Origin of the sequence: Deinococcus metalli (assembly GCF_014201805.1) — a bacterium.
GTDB lineage: Bacteria > Deinococcota > Deinococci > Deinococcales > Deinococcaceae > Deinococcus > Deinococcus metalli.
This window is the reverse complement of sequence record NZ_JACHFK010000015.1, coordinates 27601-43976: the sequence shown is the minus strand read 5'-3', so window position 1 is coordinate 43976 and position 16376 is coordinate 27601. Positions and strand designations below refer to the sequence as shown.

At 63.2% G+C, this 16376-nt stretch carries 19 protein-coding genes; 12 read left to right on the top strand and 7 right to left on the bottom strand.

Annotation, left to right across the window (positions count from 1 at the left end):
• The first annotated feature begins 36 nt into the window (after positions 1 to 36).
• The 7 genes from HNQ07_RS21025 to HNQ07_RS20995 are packed head-to-tail and all read left to right on the top strand — an operon-like array spanning position 37 to position 6969.
• Positions 37 to 2664, top strand: coding sequence for a VirB4 family type IV secretion system protein (locus HNQ07_RS21025; RefSeq protein ID WP_184115500.1), 2628 nt, complete (start codon positions 37 to 39; stop codon positions 2662 to 2664).
• Positions 2661 to 3695, top strand: coding sequence for a hypothetical protein (locus HNQ07_RS21020; protein ID WP_184115498.1), 1035 nt, complete (start codon positions 2661 to 2663; stop codon positions 3693 to 3695). The genes HNQ07_RS21025 and HNQ07_RS21020 overlap by 4 nt, the downstream gene beginning before the upstream one ends.
• Positions 3695 to 5035 carry a hypothetical protein gene (locus HNQ07_RS21015; RefSeq protein WP_184115496.1) on the top strand — a complete coding sequence of 447 codons (1341 nt, stop codon included), beginning with the start codon at positions 3695 to 3697 and terminating at the stop codon, positions 5033 to 5035. The genes HNQ07_RS21020 and HNQ07_RS21015 overlap by 1 nt, the downstream gene beginning before the upstream one ends.
• A complete protein-coding gene (locus tag HNQ07_RS21010) occupies positions 5032 to 5535 on the top strand; it encodes a hypothetical protein (RefSeq protein ID WP_184115494.1) in 504 nt (167 codons plus the stop codon). Before HNQ07_RS21015 ends, HNQ07_RS21010 begins: the two co-directional genes overlap by 4 nt.
• Entirely contained in the window at positions 5532 to 5858 is a 327-nt protein-coding gene (locus HNQ07_RS21005) for a hypothetical protein (protein WP_184115492.1), read from the top strand. The genes HNQ07_RS21010 and HNQ07_RS21005 overlap by 4 nt, the downstream gene beginning before the upstream one ends.
• Positions 5855 to 6775, top strand: coding sequence for an AAA family ATPase (locus HNQ07_RS21000; protein ID WP_184115490.1), 921 nt, complete (start codon positions 5855 to 5857; stop codon positions 6773 to 6775). The genes HNQ07_RS21005 and HNQ07_RS21000 overlap by 4 nt, the downstream gene beginning before the upstream one ends.
• Positions 6776 to 6777: 2 nt before the next feature.
• On the top strand, positions 6778 to 6969 hold the full coding sequence (locus HNQ07_RS20995) for a hypothetical protein (RefSeq protein ID WP_184115488.1): 192 nt from the start codon (positions 6778 to 6780) through the stop codon (positions 6967 to 6969).
• A gap of 56 nt (positions 6970 to 7025) precedes the next feature.
• On the opposite strand, the gene HNQ07_RS24245 is transcribed toward HNQ07_RS20995, so the two are convergent.
• The 3 genes from HNQ07_RS24245 to HNQ07_RS20980 form a co-directional block, all read right to left on the bottom strand.
• Positions 7026 to 7391 (bottom strand): HNH endonuclease signature motif containing protein, encoded by a 366-nt coding sequence (locus tag HNQ07_RS24245; RefSeq protein ID WP_184115486.1) that lies wholly within the window; start codon positions 7389 to 7391, stop codon positions 7026 to 7028.
• Between the two features lie 80 nt (positions 7392 to 7471).
• Entirely contained in the window at positions 7472 to 8149 is a 678-nt protein-coding gene (locus HNQ07_RS20985) for a hypothetical protein (RefSeq protein WP_184115484.1), read from the bottom strand.
• Between the two features lie 209 nt (positions 8150 to 8358).
• Positions 8359 to 9315, bottom strand: coding sequence for a tyrosine-type recombinase/integrase (locus HNQ07_RS20980; RefSeq protein ID WP_268245908.1), 957 nt, complete (start codon positions 9313 to 9315; stop codon positions 8359 to 8361).
• 311 nt (positions 9316 to 9626) lie between these two features.
• Here HNQ07_RS20980 and HNQ07_RS20975 point away from each other — a divergent pair, with 311 nt between their 5' ends.
• From HNQ07_RS20975 to HNQ07_RS20955, 5 genes are read left to right on the top strand one after another with little or no spacing between them, the layout of a single operon-like run.
• Positions 9627 to 9863, top strand: coding sequence for an antitoxin VbhA family protein (locus HNQ07_RS20975; RefSeq protein WP_184115480.1), 237 nt, complete (start codon positions 9627 to 9629; stop codon positions 9861 to 9863).
• A 45-nt stretch (positions 9864 to 9908) separates the two neighbouring features.
• Entirely contained in the window at positions 9909 to 10781 is an 873-nt protein-coding gene (locus HNQ07_RS20970; protein ID WP_184115478.1) for a Fic/DOC family protein, read from the top strand.
• A 6-nt stretch (positions 10782 to 10787) separates the two neighbouring features.
• The gene (locus HNQ07_RS20965) at positions 10788 to 10934 is read left to right on the top strand and encodes a hypothetical protein (RefSeq protein WP_184115476.1); all 147 of its coding nucleotides are present in this window, start codon (positions 10788 to 10790) and stop codon (positions 10932 to 10934) included.
• Between the two features lie 25 nt (positions 10935 to 10959).
• Complete coding sequence (locus tag HNQ07_RS20960; RefSeq protein WP_184115474.1) at positions 10960 to 11592, top strand: ParA family protein; 633 nt, start codon at positions 10960 to 10962, stop codon at positions 11590 to 11592.
• Positions 11593 to 11623: 31 nt separating this feature from the next.
• On the top strand, positions 11624 to 11851 hold the full coding sequence (locus HNQ07_RS20955; RefSeq protein ID WP_229832253.1) for a hypothetical protein: 228 nt from the start codon (positions 11624 to 11626) through the stop codon (positions 11849 to 11851).
• A 6-nt stretch (positions 11852 to 11857) separates the two neighbouring features.
• On the opposite strand, the gene HNQ07_RS20950 is transcribed toward HNQ07_RS20955, so the two are convergent.
• From HNQ07_RS20950 to HNQ07_RS20935, 4 genes are all read right to left on the bottom strand, one after another.
• Positions 11858 to 12475 carry a hypothetical protein gene (locus HNQ07_RS20950; RefSeq protein WP_184115469.1) on the bottom strand — a complete coding sequence of 206 codons (618 nt, stop codon included), beginning with the start codon at positions 12473 to 12475 and terminating at the stop codon, positions 11858 to 11860.
• A 75-nt stretch (positions 12476 to 12550) separates the two neighbouring features.
• Positions 12551 to 14206, bottom strand: a complete 1656-nt coding sequence (locus HNQ07_RS20945) for a hypothetical protein (protein WP_184115467.1) — start codon at positions 14204 to 14206, stop codon at positions 12551 to 12553.
• Positions 14207 to 14226: 20 nt separating this feature from the next.
• Positions 14227 to 14385 carry a hypothetical protein gene (locus HNQ07_RS20940; protein WP_184115465.1) on the bottom strand — a complete coding sequence of 53 codons (159 nt, stop codon included), beginning with the start codon at positions 14383 to 14385 and terminating at the stop codon, positions 14227 to 14229.
• Positions 14386 to 14402: 17 nt separating this feature from the next.
• Positions 14403 to 16070, bottom strand: coding sequence for a M3 family metallopeptidase (locus HNQ07_RS20935; protein WP_184115463.1), 1668 nt, complete (start codon positions 16068 to 16070; stop codon positions 14403 to 14405).
• Between the last annotated feature and the right edge of the window lie 306 nt (positions 16071 to 16376).

The window sequence follows — 16376 nt, the reverse complement described above, 5'->3', positions numbered from 1 at the left end:
CCCCAGACGAGCCGTGACCCCCGCACAGGGGGCACGGTGTCCGCAATCAACGACACGCAACCCTACTGGGAGATCGTACCCGACTCGCTGGATCCCCACGACAAGACCGGCCCGGCCAGTTCGCTGCTCAATGACGGCATGTTCGAAGTGGGCGTGCGCATTCGTCCGCCGTCGCGGCTGCTGATGAGTGAACACGTGCTGAACGGTCGCCACTATGACTTGAAGGCCGTGCTCAAGCTCGCTGTGCCTGTCGGTGAGCGGGCTCGCATCTACGTGATGAAGCTCCCCGCACGCCGCGAAGACCTGGCCGCCGTCACCACCGTGGGCCGCCGCCGCAATGAAGTGGCGGCCTTTCTGGTGAACAAGAAGATGGCCTTGCTGGACGACCGCCGCAAGAAAGGACGCCTGAAGCGCTGGGAATTCTTCGTGACCCTCTCGGTGCGTCCGCCTCTGCCGTTCAATCGTGACAACGAGCCGAGCGAGGCCGACCTGCGCGCCGCCGTCCAGCGCGCCCAGAGTCGCCGGCGCGACCTGATCAACCGCCTGCGGAACGCGGGCTACCAGGCCGAGCCGATGAACGCCCAAGACATCAAGGACGCCGCCTACTACTACAACACCCCCGACGCCATGGGCGGGCCGAGCCCCGAGGTGGTGCTGGATGAGGCCTCGCGCCTGAAGAACATGCCGGTGATCGAGGGTCAGCCTGACCCCCTCACCGTCTGTCGCCAGATCATGCAATCGCCCCTGCACGTCGAGGACAAGGCGTATCTCGTGAACGGCAGCACCCTTGTGTACGCCGTGAGCCTGCACGACCTGCCCCGGTACACCGAGTTCGGGCTGTTCCAAGAAGTCGCAGAGAATATCGTCAGCGGCAACATGGTCTTTTGCATCGAGTACCAGCACCTTGACCCGCAAAACGAGCTGGAAAAGATGGAGACCGCCAAGCGTGGGCTGTACAGCAGCGTCAATAGCGAGAAGTACGCGCCGAGCGCCAGCGCCCTCCAGCGTCACAAGGAGGTCAACGAGACGTTGGAACACGTCTACGACAGCAAGGACGACTTCTACACCGTGGGCGTGAGTGTGCTCCTGTTCGCCAAGAACCAGGAGAACATGACCGAGATGCTGAACGAGGCCACGAGCGCCTTTGCACGCTTCCAGGCCAGCCGCCCGATCATGCACGGGTGGCAGAGCATCGCCGTGTACGAGGCCTGCGCGCCCTTCAACGGCCGCCGCACGGAGTTTCCCTTCAAGGTGGTCGAGAGCAACGCCGTCGGCTTCATGCCGCCCATCGCGCCGTTCCCGGGCATCGGCAAGCCCACCATCGTCTACCGCAACGCGGCGGACGGCCTGACGGTGTTCGATCCGTTTGCAGCCGGCACCAGCGCCAGCCATTTCATCGTGATTGCTCCCACTGGGTGGGGCAAAACCTTCAATGTCGTCTCTCAGCTCAACGGCTTGGTGGATCATTACAATCCCTGGGTCACGATCATTGACCGCAAGAATGACCTCAAGGACTGGGTGCTGGGCATCGGCGGGCTGCACATCGTTATGGGCGGCAAGACTGACACCTACCTCAACCCCTTGGATCTGCCGCCTGGCGAGAAGGTGCCCGACGCGGGCAAGCTGCTGTTCTTGCTGACGCTGGTGCGCAACTTCGCCCCTCCAGGGCGTGACGAGCGCGTGAACGGCGAGGAAGACACCATCATCGAGGAGGCCTTCAAGCTGACCTACATGGCCCACTCGCAGGAGGACGAGCCGCCCATCATGTCGGACGTCCGCGACCTGCTGGAAACCATGTCGCAGTACAGTGACGGCCGCTCAATGAGTGCCGACCAGCGGGGGATGGCCAGGTCGCTCGCCACCCGCCTGCGCCGCTTCCTGGGCGATTCCGACTGGGGCCAGCTGATTGACCGCCGCACGTCCGAGAACGCGAAGAAGCCTGCCCGGCAGGTCTACTACGATCTGAGCAGCATCGGCCCGACTGACGAGAAGCGGCGCAAGATCGCCATGCACATCATCTCCGACCGCGTACTGCACACCGCCAAGCTCGCGCCGGAGGGAGACTGGAAAATCTGCTTCATTGACGAAATGACCCAGCAGATCAAGACGCAGACCGACCGCAACTACATCAGCGAGTGGCTGCGTCTGGGCCGCTCCTATGGCCTCGCGGTGGGCGGCGCCATGCAGCTGCCCAGCGACACCCAGTACATGCCCGAGTTGAACGAGAGTTTCAACTTTATCTGGCTGGGCAAGATCGGCAAGCCAGGGGACGCTGTTCTGAACCTGGACTTGCCGGAGACCATCGCAGACGCCGTGGGCAAACTGACCAAAGTGGACGGCGAGTACGCCGACTGGCTGTTGGTGTACCGGCCCGAGGACGGCGATCCGGACGGCGAGATCGTGCGCGTCGAGGAGAGCCGCGAGTTCTTCTGGCTCCAGTCGTCCAAAAAAGAGCACCGACGCCTGCGCAAAGCGGCCATTGGGCGTCGGGGCGGGGACATTATGGGTGCCGTCGAGGATCTGGCCGCCGGGAACTACCCGGAGCTGCCGCCTGAAGACGAGGACGATGTGCCACAGGCCGCGGACGGCGCTGGAGACGGCGAAGAAGAGGCCGCGTTTCTACGAGGCGGCGCTCAAGACCACCAGGAGGTGGTGCACGCATGAGACGTGTTCTCTTCCTCTCTCTCGCTTTGGGGGCAGGCACGGCCAGCGCCCAGGGCAGCGCCCAGTGGCAACAGCTCGGCGGCTACCTCACCAAAGCGTGCAGCACGGGCCAGGGCCCGGCGGGCAACAGCAAGCAGCTCCAGTGGATCTGCAACATTGCATCGAGCTACGCCTTTGTAAACGACAACGTTCTGAACGGTGACTGGACGGCCTTCGGTGCCGAGGTCATGGGCAAGTACATGTCGCAGTCGGTGGATTACCTGGGCCAGAAGCTTGGGTTTGAGGGGCTCAACACCGTCACCGCGAGCATCAACGAGTCCATGCAAGGATCCTACAACCAGTTCCGCGCCACGCTGTTTGACGCCATGACCGGCGTCCTGAGGGGGCAGGCGTCCGGGTACAAGGACGACAACGCCGGGCTGGCTGTCACCACGCCGGGTGGCCTCGCTGACTACGCCACCCGGGCCAACCCCTTCCTCACGACCGCCCAGACCGCAGGCCGCTACCAGCAGACGGTCGACACCTTCGGCGAGCTGCTGAAGGCCGCTCAGGCAAAAAAGCTGGTGGATCAGAGCAACAAGGCCGTCGAAACCGCCCTGGCCCCGGCCATCAACTCGGCAACGAACATGGTGGGGATGCCCGGAAGGCCCGGCTACGCCGACGAGCAGGCCCAGAAAGGCCAGTCTGCCCTCAGCATGCGCGAGGTGCTGCAAATCCAGCTCGAAATGCAGGCGGAAGGCTTGAAACAAGACGCGTCCATGCGCATCACCGAGTTTCAACTGCTGACCGAAATCGCCAAGCAACAGGTGATGACCAACACGCAGCTCATCGCCAAACTGGACGACGTAGGCAGCGCGCTCACCGATCAGAACAACTACATCAAGCAGGCCATGGAAGAAGCCGCAAAGGACAATCTGGAAGCGGGCAGTGCCGCTGCCCGGCAGTATGCCCAGTACGTGGCCATGTTTGAGGGTCTGCTGGATCCGAAGGCCATCAACAAGAGCGCCGTGAATGCCGTGGGGGGCAACTGATGTGCCGTCCCGCATTGCGCCTGACGGCCCTGGCTTTTTTCCTGAGTGCCGTCGCCCTGGCTGCAGGCACCCCGGAAATCACGGCGACGTCCAATTACTACAAAGCCCAGTCGGACAATGTGCTTCAGCAGTACCTCGCGGGTTTCATGGGGGAGAACCCTTTTGACGCCCTGTTTGGAAACGGCAGTGCCCTCACGAAGAGCACCATGTACAAAATCTGGATCACCATTGCGGAAGCGATTGCGGTTCTGGGCTTTGCCCGGGGGGTTGCCGCTCTGCAATTCACCGATGGCGACGCCATGAAACAGTTCAACCGTCTTGCGGGGCGCTTTCTCATCACCGGCGCGCTGATCGCCACGGCATATAGCCCGGCGAGCTGGAGCATCAGCAGCGTGGCCACCAGCACTGTCCGCGGCTCCTACGCCTTCGGTCTGACCACCTTCGGCGGCAACTTCAAGGGCAAGCTCAAGGAGGCCCAGGGCAGTTTCACGGACATGCTGGGCGCCACCGTGGTGGTGGGCAGCACCCTCGTGCTGCCGCAGGCGGGCGGCGCCATGAAAGCCGGGAGCGCCGCACTTGCCAAGACCTTTGCCAAGGACGGCAGCCGCGTGGTGGCTGCCAGGGAAAGCGCGGCGGCCGCCAGCACCGGCCTGAAGGCGGCGGGCACCAAAGTGGTCGGGTTCGTGATGGAAAGGTTGGGGGGCATGTTCACGGCCCTGCAATACTTCCTGAGCGGCTATGGCACGCTGATCACGGCGGCCGGGTGGTTGACGGTGCTGATTCTGGTGGGGGTTCCGCTCGGGCTCGCGCTGCTGAACTGGGATGAGACGCGGGCGCTCTGGACGATGTTCGGCACGTGGGTGGGCGTCATGGTGGGCCTGATGCTGATGCCGCTGATTCTGGTGGGGGCCATTGACACCGCCCTGGTGCAGCCCTCCAAGTCGATGAAGTATTACACCGAGCACCTGGGTTGGGCCGCGCAAGAGCAGCAGCAGCTCGCGGACAAGGCCAACCAGCAGACGGTCACGAAAATGGACAACATGCTGGCGAGCTGCAAGAACGCGAAGGACGTGGATCCGGCGAACATTGACAGCAACCCGTGCCAGAAGGTCGTGAACATGGGCGCGCTGGCCAGCTTCACCGACTGGATGCAGACCACCGCCTTCACGAAGATCGCGGACGCGGTCACGGGCGTGCTGGCCGATATTGCAGACACGTTCGTGTCGTTCGGCGTCATGGTCATGCGCCTGCTGATCGGAGTGATTCTCGCTGGGGTTCTGATGTTCGGCGTGCCGGTGGCTGCCATTGGCATGTTCAGTGGTGTGGCGGTTCGCAAATGAAAAAAGGACTCGCCCTGCTGCTCACGCTCGCCGCCGGAAGCGCGGTGGCCCAGGAGGGCCGCCCTGTGCCCTACGGCAAGTTCCTGAACCTGATCGGCACCGCCCAGCGGCGCGTGCTGGTCTACGTGCCCTACCTCAATGACCCGCAGATGGCGAACGCCCTGCGCGCCGCTGTCGTGGACAGTGGCCGCCGCGTGCGAGTGGTGGTTCTCACGGTGCCGTTTTTCGCGGCCAAGGAGGACAGCCTCACCAACAGCCTTGCTCTGACCGGCGCGGGCGTGGTTGAGGCGCAGGTGGCCAGCACCACGGCCTACGTTCTGGTGGACGACAACCTGTTCACCAGCGCGCAGCTCGGCCGAGCTGCCAACGTGGCCGACCTGCGGGTGCTGCCGCGCACAGCCAGCAACACCTTTTTGACCTGGTTCATGGGGGCCTTGGGGGACGGACGCACCGTCACCGACTACGAAGCCTTTCTGCGCATCGGAGGACGCCTGAAATGACGCACATCACCCGTGAAGCCCGCAGCCAAACCAAAGCCCGCCGTGCGGAACTCCGCGACAACCTCATGAACGGCCTGTTTACCCCCTACACCTTCCTGAGCGTGGTGCTGCTGATCGGCGGCCTTTCCGTGACCCTGTTCGACGCCAAAGGTCTCCCCCTGTTGATCATCGCCGCGGTGCTGGTGGCCCTGATTCGCCTGCTGTACACCATCCGGGCCGAGATGCGCGCGGGCAACGCGCTCCAGCAGGAGAACAACCGCCTGCTGCGCCTGTCCATCCAGTCGGGCAGGATCGGCGTCCATGGCGGCGAGGAGAACGCGTGACCCCCGCACTGAGGGCCGTCAACGTCGCCGAGGATCTGGAGAAGCTGTTGGCCTTTCTCCCGAGGGGCGTGCAGCAGATCCTTCAAGATGATCTGCCCTGCATCGAGGAGATCAAGCTGCGCGTCCTCCGGCCAATGTGGGTGCTGGTGGACGGCCAGTACCGTACATACCCCTACGTCACCAGCCTGCACGACTTGGCCTTTCTGGGAGCCAAGTGCGGCACCTTCCGCGACGACAACCGGCGCGGCATTGACGGAACCGGCCACCGCATCACGCGCGTGATGATGGCGGACGGCACACCGGAGGGTGCGCCCATCGGGTACACGTTCCGCGTGGGCCGCTACTTCGAGGGCATGGCCGAACCCCTGCGGCCGTTCATTGTGGAAGATCCCAGCCTCCTGATCATCGGGGAGGCCGGGGTGGGGAAAACGACCATCCTGCGCTCCTCGGCCAAGATCGCCGCCGAGTATCAGCCCATGCAGACGGTCATCGTGGATACATCGGGTGATGTGGCCGGCGACGGCCAGGTGCCGCACCCGGGCATTGGGGACGTGGACGTGATGCCGGTGCGGTCGAAGGCCCTGCAAGCGCAGCTCATCGAGGAAGCGGTCAAGAACCAGAACGTGCGCGTCCTGATCGTGGACGAAATCAACCGCCAGGCCGAGGCGGAAACGATTGCGGGCGGCCAGCGGAGCGGCGCCCGCCTCATGGGCACCACCCACGGCCGCAGTGTGAAGCGCGTCAGTGAGAACGCCAACCTCGCGCCCCTCTTCCACCCGGAGCCCGTGTTCTACTGGATGGCGCTGATCCGCGAACGCGGCGTCGTGGAGATGATGAAGGCCACCGAGGCGTTAGAGGCGGTGGCCAAGGGACGCGAACCCGAGGGCACCATTGTCCGGCTCGGGAAGGGAATCTGACCATGATTGTTCTGAAAGTTGCCTGGAATGTACTCAAGGGTGTGTTGTACGTGACGGAGGCCCTTTTGGACGGCATCTCGAATTCAGGGAAGGCCGCAGGTCGCAGCGACTGGCTGACAGGCGACGACGAGCCGCCCACCCGGCAGCGCACCAGCCACTATTACAGCGGCCCAGGGAGCCGACCAAATGATTGACGTTTCCTACAGTGCGCGCCCCAAGTTCGAGACGTGGGGCGCGCGCTTTTGAGGGGTCAGTGAAAGTCCTGAAGCCCAGCCAGTTCACCCAGGGAGAACAACGGCACGGCGCCCGCCTTGGCCCTGCGCTCCAGGTGTTCGAGCACCATGTGGTGCCGCTGGGAAGGCAACACCCGCAGATTCTCCGGCCGGTTGTCCTGCCGGTTGCCGTTGACGTGGTGCACCACTTCGCCGGGCCGCAGCGTGCGGCCAAGAAGCTGCTCGGCGACCTGCCGGTGCACGTACTCCATGCGGCCGGTCTCCCGGTTCAGGGTTCGGGCGTACCACACCCGGACGCGCGGACGCCCCAGCCGCGCGCACACCGTCAACACGCCCCAGCCGGGCAGGCGGGCGAGTTGCCGAACGTAGCGGAGCGGGCGCATGCTGCATGCTACCAGGGACAATCATTACCGGACTGCGCGCGTTTGGGTGCGAGGTGAGAAGAGGAGCGAGACGCCCCTGGCTAGGGCTGAGGCCTGGTGCTTGACCATACCGTGACGGTGCCGCTGGCCGGATCCACGCGAAGGTTCGACCAGACTTTGCTTCCCAGCACTGACGTGTGCAGGGTGTAAGGCCGCTTGTCATTGAGCGGCACCGGCGTGAGCTTTCCGTCGAAGAGCACTGGACGGGGCTTGCTGCCCTGCGTGACGGCCATTTGACCGCCCTGGTTGGTGGTCGTGACCTTGCCCTTTTCAAAAACGAATACGAAGCCCAGGAGATTCACACCGTCCGGGGAGATGGCCAGGGCGGGCAGGCTGTTTCTGGCCTTCAGAACAAGGAGATCCTCTGGCTGAAACGGCTCAAAGCGAGCGCGGAGCGCGGCCTGACTGCCGGTGCGGATGTTAATGCGGTTGTTGGAGCAGGTGACGCGGGTGGCGCCGATCACCAGGGAGTTTCCCTGGACAAACTGCTTGCGCCAGGCAGCAACGTCCGAGGAGTCTGCCCGTGTCATGTTGCTGACTTCGATGCCATCACACACGAACTCTGCCTGCACCAAACGCGCTGTCCTGGGGAAGTCTGCGGCAAGCTGGCTTTCCACGCGAACCGAGAACCCCGTGAAGGGCGCGTAATTCAGCATGACGTTGTTCTGCTGGACAACAATGCCCGGCGAGGCCTGCGCAAGCGCACAGGAGACCGTCACGCAAAGCATGAGACTTGAGAGACGTGGCATAGCCACCACCTTAACTTCTTGCGGATCGCGCCCTGCTGTGAGGACAGCCGGGCGAGGCAGAATGGGAGCACTTTTCGCCTCCATGCTCTCCAAACAGAGATACAAACCAGGCGCCTGGCAGCCCGGTGAACGGGTATCTGCGCCACAGCCAGGCAAGACCGGCGTCTCGCCCGCGGACTTTACTCTCCTTTGAGGGACAATCCCAGCACGTCGCACGGGGCACTTTCCAAGTTCTGATCCACCCCGAGGTAGACCTCCGTGGTCTGTATGCTGGCGTGCCCCAACGAGAGCTGGATCTGGTCGATAGGCGCCCCGCCCTTGTGGGCGAGCTTGGCGAACGTCCGGCGCAGGTCGTGGGGGGCGAGCCGCACGCCCTCCAGATCCTCGGGGGTGAGATTCGCGTGCCCAAGCCGGCGCCCGTACTTGCGCACGGTTAGCGCGACGGCCTCGTGAGACAGCTGCTCACGGGCAAGGACGTGCTCCCCGCGTGGCGCGGTGGGACGGAACACGTGCCCCGTCGAAAGACTCGCGGTCTTAGTCCACGCATCGACCGCTGCCTTACACCAGCTCGGCATGGGCACCGTGCGGGTGCGGCCGTGCTTGCCAGTGAGATCAAGCACCACCCAGCGGCCCTCACGCTGCTGAAGGTGATCGAAGGTCAGGTTGACCAATTCCGAACGACGTAATCCACACCCTAGGAGGACGGCCAGCAGCGCCCGGTCTCGTAGGCCCCTTAAGGTGGAGGTGTCCGGCGCCAGCAACAACTCCTGGGCCTGGGTACGGCTGAGCCAGGCGCCCGTGCGCCGCCCCTGCTTCTTAATTCCCTTGACCCGGGCGATGCTCTCTGCCTCAAACGACGCAAGTTGTCCGTTATCTGCGGCCTCACGGACGAGTTTGCGGATAGCGGAGAGCCGGACATTCACGCTGGAGGAAGACCGGCCCTCTTCGAGCAGCACAGCGACGTACCTCTGTACGACTGCCTTCGTGAGTGGAGGTCTCCCCTGTTCACCCCACCAGGTGAAGAAGTCGTCGAGCGATTTCTTGTAGGCCGCCTTGGTCAGCGGAGAGGTCACGGAGTCAAGAACCAGTTGTATCGGGTCGAGGGGGGTAGGGCTGGTCTGAGGTAAGAGTGTCACTGGGTCACTCCTTATCTTGGTCTAACACACATTATAGGTAGTATAAACAGAAGGGCAAATCGGGAATGAGCGGCGAAAACGCTCAGCTTGCCTGAGGGTTCACACAGAGGGGGACAGCACTGGGCAGCTGGCGGCGGCTGTCGCCTGAGTGCCGTCATGAATGCCGTGGCGCAGACACTGGGCAGGTGCGAAAAAGCTGCCTAAATGCACCCGATCGGTACGCGTTTCGCAAACTCCAAAATAATGCGTTGGCATGAATTTCTTACGTCCTCATCGGCAAAATGGTAGAATAAGAGGGAGAGGGAGGTTCTATGACCACAACCCAGAACAGCGACCTGCTGGCCGTGGCAAACGCGGCTGTGGAAGAGCGCAAGGCCCGCGTGGAACGTGCCCGGATCGTCAAGCATGCCCGCCGCAGCAGCGCCATGGAGGGCATGCCCCTGACTCCTCAGGAACAGCAGTGGCTTGAGCAGTACGTGCAGGGCAAGAAGACGACCGCCCAGCTCCGCGAAGAGGTGTTGAGCCAGTATCCCAACCGCAAGGTTTAAACGGTCGTGTCTCCACTGGATCCATACTCACAAGCTAGCGGCACCATGAAAAACCTCCTCGGCATCGACGATGCCGGGGAACTTGTTGTGGCCGAACGGAGGCTCACGACCCTCCGTGCCCTAGAACTGCGAGACGGCACGGCACCGATAACCACCCGTGGCGAGTTTGATGCCGATCACCTGCGTGCCATCCACCAGCATCTTTTTCAGGACGTGTTTGAGTGGGCGGGCACCACACGCGGCGACCCGCTGATTCTGGAAGGTCAGAGCTTCCAGCAGCCACCCACCCTGATCAAAGGTATGACCGAGTTTGGGGCCCCAGGTCGGGTGAATGCTGAGCTTGACCGCCTGTTCTCGCAGCTTGGCCAGGACGATCACTTACGGAACTTGAGCCGGGAGGCGTTCAGCGACCGCGCCGCTGACCTGTTCGGGCAGCTCAACCAGATTCACGCCTTCCGTGAGGGCAACGGGCGGACGCAGCGCGAGTTCATGACCCAACTCGGCGAGCGGGCCGGGCATGCTATCCAGTTCCAGGCGGTGACGCAGCAGCGCATGACCCTGGCCAGTTTCGACGCCTCACAGGGCGACCCCAGCACCATGCGCCGCCTGTTCGCAGAGATCACAGATCCTGACCGTGCCCGGTTCCTGGAGCGCGGCCTGGAAACCCTGCAAGCGCGGTACGGCGATCAGGTGGATCGGCTGTATCTCACGACGGCCACACCGGGCCGGGAGTACGCGGGGCAACTGCACCTGAAAGCCGGGGAGCACGTCATCCTGCGGGGCAGTGAAGAGATCGTGGTGGGGCAGTCCCGGGATCTGCCGCGCGGAGTGCAACCCGGCGCGCACGTCGAGATGAAGGCCAGTTCCTTCCCTACGCTTGTGCAAGAGCAGCAGCAGCAGCAAGGGCTGGAGATGTGACGGGGCATGCGGGACGCGACGCTGCCGCATGAGTGGACGGGAACAGGTTGTGTGCTGCAGATCCAGGCGGAGTTGCTGGAAGGCGTGCACCTGGACGACCTGTTCAAATTGAGCCCTATTTGGCCGTATGACAGTTTGCCTCTTTTGCAGTAAACCCGTTTGCTGGTAAACTGTCATCATGAAAATAATCAGTGTGGCTTCTGAGAAGGGAGGCGTGGGCAAGAGCACGTCAGCCGTGACCCTCGCGGCCCACTTCGCCGGTCGTGGCCGCGCCCTGCTGGTGGACGCGGACGAGCGCCTGCGCTCAGCCTGGAACTGGACGACCAAGAAGGAGGACTACGCAGGTTGGGGTTTCGAGGTGCAGCTCTACAGCGCCTTCATGGAGCAGAAGAACCCAGGGGAGGGGTATGACTTCATCATCCTGGACACCAAGGGTGGTGAGGGCGCAGGCGAGCTGGTGGCCCTGGCCCGCAATTCCTCGCTCCTGATCATCCCCACCAAACCCGATGGCGTCTCGGCCGACGGCCTGGTGGCCACCCTCCAGCCGCTGCTGGAGAAGGGCGTGACCAACTACCGGGTACTCCTCACCGACGTGCCCCCCGCCCCCAACGCGGACGGCCTGGACATGCGGCTGGAGCTGGACACCGCCGGGATTCCGCTGTTCGGTCACTCCATCCGGCACGCCGTGGCGGTCAGCAAGGCGGCGCGCGAGGGTATCTGCGTCCGCGACGTCCGCGGCGACCGGTACGCCAAGCTGGTGTGGATGGATTACGAACTGGTGTCACGCGAGGTGCTGAACCATGTCAAGTAAGTCGAGGGCGGATAGCTCCAAGTTTGGGTTGATGGATCGACTCAAGAAGCCGGAGGCGGTCGCCGAGCAGTCGCCCGTGGAAGCGACGGGAACGGGTGAGGTGAAGTTCACCTCCTACCTCGACGTCGACCTGAACCGGCGGCTCCAGATTCATGTGGCCACCAAAAAGGCCCAGAAGAGACCGGGCCAGGAACGCGTCAGTATCAAGAGTGAGCTGCATCAGGCGCTGGAGGAGTATCTGGAACGGCACCGCCAGTAGAGCTGCTCAGGCGGTGGCCGTCTGGAGGTCGTCCGTCACCCCATCCGGGGTATAGCGGGTCACGCTGGACAGCGGCAGCTCGGTGATGGTGACGGGGAGGCCGCTGACGGTCTGGGCGGAGAGCAGCACCGGATCGTGATCTCCAGGCACGATGTAGACCTGGAGTCGTCGAACAGTAGGGGTCTGTTCTGCCAGATGGTCAGCGATCATCCGCAGGGCACGAATGGTCAGTGAGGGACGTCCGACCAGCGCCACCAGTTCATCGTCTCGGCGGGCCAGCGCGAGGTTGCCGCGCCCTTTCTTGGTGTACTCCTCATAGGGTTCGACCCTGTACCCTGCCTCTTGCCAGACGCGGGCCTGGGCACGCAGGATGAGGCTGCCCAATACCGTGGAGCGGGCCGGGACATAGTTGTAGCGAAGGGCGAGGCCGTACGGTCTCAGGCCCTTGCCAGACAGCACATAGACTTCAAAACCTCTGAACTTGCGCCGGGCCAGGATGGCGAGCGTCACCAGTTCCCGCACGAGGGTGGCGGGATACCGGGCCCGCACATCTCCGACCAGGGCAGGGCCCCACTGGAACATCTCTTCAATGAGCGCGCGGCGGAGATGATCGGGTTCCAGCACGCGATCAGCCTACACCACCGCCTGGAGGGGCAGGGCCACAACGTGAGCACCGCACAGTGAGGGAGAGATGGCCTATCAGTGCAGCAGTGAGGTGCCCCGCTCGTCCTTCTGAGCAATGGCCAGACGGAGCGCTTCCACCAGCGCCTCGGTTCCTACAGGCACCTGACCGGGCACCGAGCCAAATTCCGCGTCGAGTCGGGCGGCCGCCTCATCGTGGGTGCCCGAACGCACCGAGCGCAGGGCAGCGGCTAGAGGGGCGGCTAGCACGACCGGCCGCCAGTAGTCCAGGGTGCCCCGACGCACCAACAGGCGCTGGCGCTGAAAGCGGGCATTGCTGCCCGGCCGCTCAGCCACCGTGGGCAGGTCGTAGCGCCGCAGGGCCTCGTCGAGCGCCACAGCAGGCGGCAACACCACGCCGTACACCTCAGCGCGCCGGTGACATTTGAGGACAGCCTCGCTGGCACCGAGTAGTTCTGGCACAGGCTGTGGGCACAGCGCCATGTAGGCGGCGGCGCGCGGGTGCCAGCGCTGGAGGATATCGGCCAGGCCGCTTGGTGAACCATGTCGCAAAGAGCGGGCCAGGGCGAAGATCTGCCGCAGTTCGTCCTCGGAATGGGCCACCGTCTGGGTCTGATAGGCCTGGTCGGTTAGGGCAAGATCGAGCCGCGCGCCGCCCAGGAGGGTGCGAGTCAGCAGATCCTCAGCGTCGATGGGGGCCACCGACTGTACCAGGTGACGTGCCAGACCGTATTCACCGGCCTCTAGGCGTGCCCGTGCTTCCAACCAGGCGAGAAAGGCGCGATCCGTAAGTGCGCGCCGCTGGTTGTGTTCGCGGATGATGCACAGCGCCGCCGTGGCGAGCGCCCGGCGATCAAGTGGCCGCCAGGGCGGCACACTGTCGATGCGCGCCAGATGCCACAGGCACTCGGCAATCCAGCCCAAACCGCGATCCACAAAATGGTTTTGCGCATCGGGCTCAAATATGCCCACGACAGCCTGTGCGAGCGTCTGATGTATTGGTAGCTGTGGCGCCGCATGAGCCGTGTCCAGGGCTCCCCTGAGATCACCCACGTTCAGCTGGGCAATGGCGAGGCCTTTGCGCTCTTTCAGGCGCGCCGGGTCATCTGGCCGCAGGCTGCGCAGTGTCCGCTGGCGCTCGGTCAAATCCTCGTGGTAGCGGCCTGCCTGAGCGATAGCACTTTGGTAATAGCGCCGCGCGGTGGCCATCGATCGGGGTACCTGTGCAAGCGTGGCGAGCAGCAACATTTCCTTGGCAGTCACAATTGCGCTGGAGTGATCGCCAGAGGCGTACTGGTCATAGTGGAGGGCTTCCAAGAGCCTGTACTCGACTTCCACGCGGGATACGTCGCCGTCTTCTAGCCTTCTCACTTCCCGGAGGCCGTCCAGCAGGACGTCACTGAATGTCAGGTCGTCGGGGTCGAGCACCACCATGGCGCGGCCCCGGCGGGTCAAGCAGGACACCGCCAGTACATAGAGCTGCAGTAGCCGGTTGTGTGCCAGACCATACGCCCGGTGCAGCGCCTCATCCCGCTGATCGTCCATGCGTGCCCGGTGATATAGGAGAGCGGCACGCACTTGCGCCGGCGTACACGCGAGCAAGGTATAGCGGCGCGCCAGGTCTTCGGTGGTTGCGCCACCACCTAACGCCGCGTCTTCCCATTCAAAGACTGCCGCCCAGCGGTGAAAGGGCGGCAGGGGATCAGTGTGCATAACCTAACGTCGATGAGATACTAATCCTGATCAGGTTCAGGGTCGTTATCGCCGCCACCCGGCATGCCGTCGGTGACCATCGTTGGAGTGAACGCCGCCGCATAAGCGTGACCACTCAGAGCGTTGCTCAGCGAGAGGAAGCCGAGCGTAAGGAGCACCAAGCGCCTGAAATGCTTCATGCCAAAGTCTGCTGCGTTCAGATGGCAGAGCGATGAGATGACGCGCGGTTAAGGGCCTGTTGCATAGGCATGTGCAGTGTTTCCACCTGCGTTGCTGATAACGAGAAGGCGACGCCAGCTACCCGCAACAACTCAGGCAGTGGCCGGGTGTTGCCTAGCAGGAGCGCCTCTGCCAGATGGCTGAAGGTCTGGTCAGGTGCCACTTCCGCCTGGGATACGAAGGCAAATGCCCAGCTCCACGCCAGCGCGTATTCGATGCCGACGAGCGGGCGACGGACGACCTGGGCAGTGGCATACCCCAGTGGCTCGCTGGCTGGCAATCCCTCGCGGTCGATCCCAGTCGGATACTGGTCAGAGATATGCTGCCAGACCTCTTCCATCTGACTCTGATCAGGGGTGTGCTCACAGCTGTAAAACCATTCCTGAAATTCATCCATCACGCATTGACCCACCATGCGCGCCAGCGTCTTTTCGTAGAAGCGCAGGACGTGTCCCGGTGCATCGTCGAACGTGAAGAGCGTTGGCAGTTGGTTCAGCGACCACAACTCAAAATTCTGGGCTACGAATTCTCGCATCTCTACACCGGGGAAGTGGTGCCAGAACGGCGAGCCGCGTTTCACTCCAGACAGTTGTGCCACGTGGCCCAGCTCGTGATACAGGATCTGCACTGCGTCTGGAGTGGGCTGCAGGCGCATCTGAACGTAGGGGAGACGCTGGTGAGCCAGAAAATCACTGTAAGAGCGGTCGGCTTTGCCCGGCCGAGCAGTTAGGTCGAGGAGTCCGGTGCGCCACAGGCGGCGCACCTGATCACCGAGTCCAGGCAGGGGCAGTGAGTCGGCCACCCGCTCTATCAACTCTGCCTCATCAGCAAAGCGCGGCTGCGCCGCTCCGCCGAAGGGATCAATCGTGAGATCCCAGGGTTTCAGCGCTTCGACCCTCAGCAGGGCCTTGCGCCGGTTGCGGAAGGCCACCAGGAGAGGCGTCAAGTGCTCGCGGACAGACGTCCGAAATGTGTGAACGTCCTGTGGCGTGTAGTCGACGCGTTCCAACAAAGACCACAGGTGCTGATGTGCGGTGTCGTATCCGGCGCGCCGGGCGATTTCACGGCGCAAGTCCAGTGACCGGCGCATGAGGTGAACTACCTCGGGGATGACGGCCAGACGCGCCTCTCGTGAACTTTGGAAGGCAGCGTGACGCTGTGCCCGGTCAGGGGAGACCGCAAGCGCCGCGCGCGTACGAGCCTCCACTGGCTCGCCATGCAGGCGATACGGCAGCTGGGAGAAGAGCGCCGACAGCTCCCCCCCGATAAGTTCGACCTGACCATCAAGATCACCACTGGGCTGCTTCGCCTGGCGAGCGACCACGCCGAAGTACATAAACGCCTGTCGCCAGTCCTTCGGCACCGAGAAGTGCTCACTCCACTCGACTGCCATCTGGGCAGCCCGGTCGTGAAGGGCCTGCAGGCCTGGACGTCGGGTCGTCAGAAAGGTTTGACGTTCGCGCTTGACCTCTTCGTTCGTCATATCGGCCTGATAGGCCCTCAGGAGGGCCGTTCCCTGCTCATAGACCTCTGCTTCAAGGTCGGCCCAGGTTCGAAGCCAGCGATGGAACTCTGTGTTGTTGGAGACGGCTGTATCAACGAGTTGCTGGTATCGCTGTTCCCAGCTGGCATCCCTGATCGTCATGTTCAAGACTCTGGCAGACACCAGGGTGAGGATGCCAGAGCCCCTACGTGCGCTCTCGTCGTTGACGGCACATGCAGCGCACCAATCATGCTGGGGTACAGATCTGAGTCTGTAGCACTCAATAATAAGGCTATGAGCACGTTACCCCTTACTGACCTACAGTTTTGATCCGTTCTTTCCACAATAGGGTTATGCACAGTGACCCTGCCAGGAGAGACGACTCGCGTAAGCCTGATCTTGGCACCGTCCTGACTTTCCAATTCCAACCCCCCACCAGGGCTGATCCCTCATCTGAACGCTCGTCGG

Coding starts and splice junctions, on each gene's coding strand:
- HNQ07_RS21020 (WP_184115498.1), top strand. CDS start 2,661: ATGAGACGTGTTCTCTTCCTCTCTCTCGCTTTGGGGGCAGGCACGGCC.
- HNQ07_RS20970 (WP_184115478.1), top strand. CDS start 9,909: ATGAAAAACCTCCTCGGCATCGACGATGCCGGGGAACTTGTTGTGGCC.
- HNQ07_RS21005 (WP_184115492.1), top strand. CDS start 5,532: ATGACGCACATCACCCGTGAAGCCCGCAGCCAAACCAAAGCCCGCCGT.
- HNQ07_RS20945 (WP_184115467.1), bottom strand. CDS start 14,206: ATGCACACTGATCCCCTGCCGCCCTTTCACCGCTGGGCGGCAGTCTTT.
- HNQ07_RS20965 (WP_184115476.1), top strand. CDS start 10,788: ATGCGGGACGCGACGCTGCCGCATGAGTGGACGGGAACAGGTTGTGTG.
- HNQ07_RS21010 (WP_184115494.1), top strand. CDS start 5,032: ATGAAAAAAGGACTCGCCCTGCTGCTCACGCTCGCCGCCGGAAGCGCG.
- HNQ07_RS24245 (WP_184115486.1), bottom strand. CDS start 7,391: ATGCGCCCGCTCCGCTACGTTCGGCAACTCGCCCGCCTGCCCGGCTGG.
- HNQ07_RS20940 (WP_184115465.1), bottom strand. CDS start 14,385: ATGAAGCATTTCAGGCGCTTGGTGCTCCTTACGCTCGGCTTCCTCTCG.
- HNQ07_RS20960 (WP_184115474.1), top strand. CDS start 10,960: ATGAAAATAATCAGTGTGGCTTCTGAGAAGGGAGGCGTGGGCAAGAGC.
- HNQ07_RS20995 (WP_184115488.1), top strand. CDS start 6,778: ATGATTGTTCTGAAAGTTGCCTGGAATGTACTCAAGGGTGTGTTGTAC.
- HNQ07_RS21015 (WP_184115496.1), top strand. CDS start 3,695: ATGTGCCGTCCCGCATTGCGCCTGACGGCCCTGGCTTTTTTCCTGAGT.
- HNQ07_RS20935 (WP_184115463.1), bottom strand. CDS start 16,070: ATGACGATCAGGGATGCCAGCTGGGAACAGCGATACCAGCAACTCGTT.
- HNQ07_RS20975 (WP_184115480.1), top strand. CDS start 9,627: ATGACCACAACCCAGAACAGCGACCTGCTGGCCGTGGCAAACGCGGCT.
- HNQ07_RS20955 (WP_229832253.1), top strand. CDS start 11,624: ATGGATCGACTCAAGAAGCCGGAGGCGGTCGCCGAGCAGTCGCCCGTG.